Raw genomic sequence first — 1,523 nt, 5'->3', positions numbered from 1 at the left:
TTGTTGTAGGAACAAGCCCTCGGCCTATTAGTATCGGTCAGCTCCGCACATTACTGTACTTCCACATCCGACCTATCAACCCGGTGGTCTTCCGGGGGCCTTAACCCATACGGGTGGGAACCCTCATCTTGAAGTATGCTTCCCGCTTAGATGCTTTCAGCGGTTATCACTTCCCAACGTAGCCAACCAGCGATGCTCCTGGCGGAACAACTGGCACACCAGAGGTTAGTCCGTCCCGGTCCTCTCGTACTAAGGACAGCTCTTCTCAAGATTCCTACGCGCGCAGCGGATAGGGACCGAACTGTCTCACGACGTTCTAAACCCAGCTCGCGTGCCGCTTTAATGGGCGAACAGCCCAACCCTTGGGACCGACTCCAGCCCCAGGATGCGACGAGCCGACATCGAGGTGCCAAACCATGCCGTCGCTATGGACGCTCGGGCAAGATCAGCCTGTTATCCCCGGGGTACCTTTTATCCGTTGAGTGACGGCGCTTCCACATGCCACCGTCAGATCACTAGTCCCGACTTTCGTCCCTGCTCGAGATGTCTCTCTCACAGTCAAGCTCCCTTGTGCACTTACACTCAAAACCTGATTGCCAACCAGGCTGAGGGAACCTTTGGGCGCCTCCGTTACCTTTTGGGAGGCGACCGCCCCAGTCAAACTACCCATCAGGCACTGTCCCTGATCCGGATAACGGACCTAGGTTAGATAACTAGAACAACCAGAGTGGTATTTCAACGTTGACTCCACACTCACTGGCGTGAATGCTTCACAGTCTCCCACCTATCCTACACAAGCTGTCCCAATCACCAATACCAAACTATAGTAAAGGTCCCGGGGTCTTTCCGTCCTGCTGCGCGTAACGAGCATCTTTACTCGTAATGCAATTTCGCCGAGTTCGTGGTGGAGACAGTAGGGAAATCGTTACTCCATTCGTGCAGGTCGGAACTTACCCGACAAGGAATTTCGCTACCTTAGGATGGTTATAGTTACCACCGCCGTTTACTGGGGCTTAAGTTCAGTGCTTCGCAAAGCTGACACTTCCCCTTAACCTTCCAGCACCGGGCAGGAGTCAGTCCGTATACATCGTCTTGCGACTTGGCACGGACCTGTGTTTTTAGTAAACAGTCGCTTCCCCCTGGTCTCTGCGGCCCTCAACGCTCCCACAGCAAGTGTGTTCACGCATCAGGCCCCCCTTATTCCGAAGTTACGGGGGCATTTTGCCGAGTTCCTTCACCACGATTATCTCGATCGCCTTGGTATTCTCTACCTAACCACCTGAGTCGGTTTAGGGTACGGGCGGCACATATGACTCGCTCACGAAGATTTTCTAGGCAGCATAGGATCACTCACTCACCACACAATAGTGTGGCTCGGCCTCATGTCTCAGACACAAGAGACGCGGATTTGCCTACGCCTCGTCCTACACACTTACCCCGGGACAACCATCGCCCGGTAGAGCTACCTTCCTGCGTCCCTCCGCAGCTTGCCTACTACAAGATCGGGTCAGAGAGTCACTGGG

The 1,523-nt window shown here is 54.4% G+C and carries 1 rRNA gene; it reads right to left on the bottom strand.

What is annotated here, in order from left to right:
* Positions 1-7: 7 nt before the first annotated feature.
* Positions 8-1,523: ribosomal RNA gene (locus G531_RS26545) — 23S ribosomal RNA — on the bottom strand; the annotation flags it as partial.

Origin of the sequence: Granulicoccus phenolivorans DSM 17626 = NBRC 107789 = JCM 15570, assembly GCF_000423085.1 — a bacterium.
Classification (GTDB): Bacteria; Actinomycetota; Actinomycetes; order Propionibacteriales; family Propionibacteriaceae; genus Granulicoccus; species Granulicoccus phenolivorans.
The sequence above is the reverse complement of the archived record's forward strand: the minus strand, read 5'-3'. Positions and strand labels throughout refer to the sequence as shown.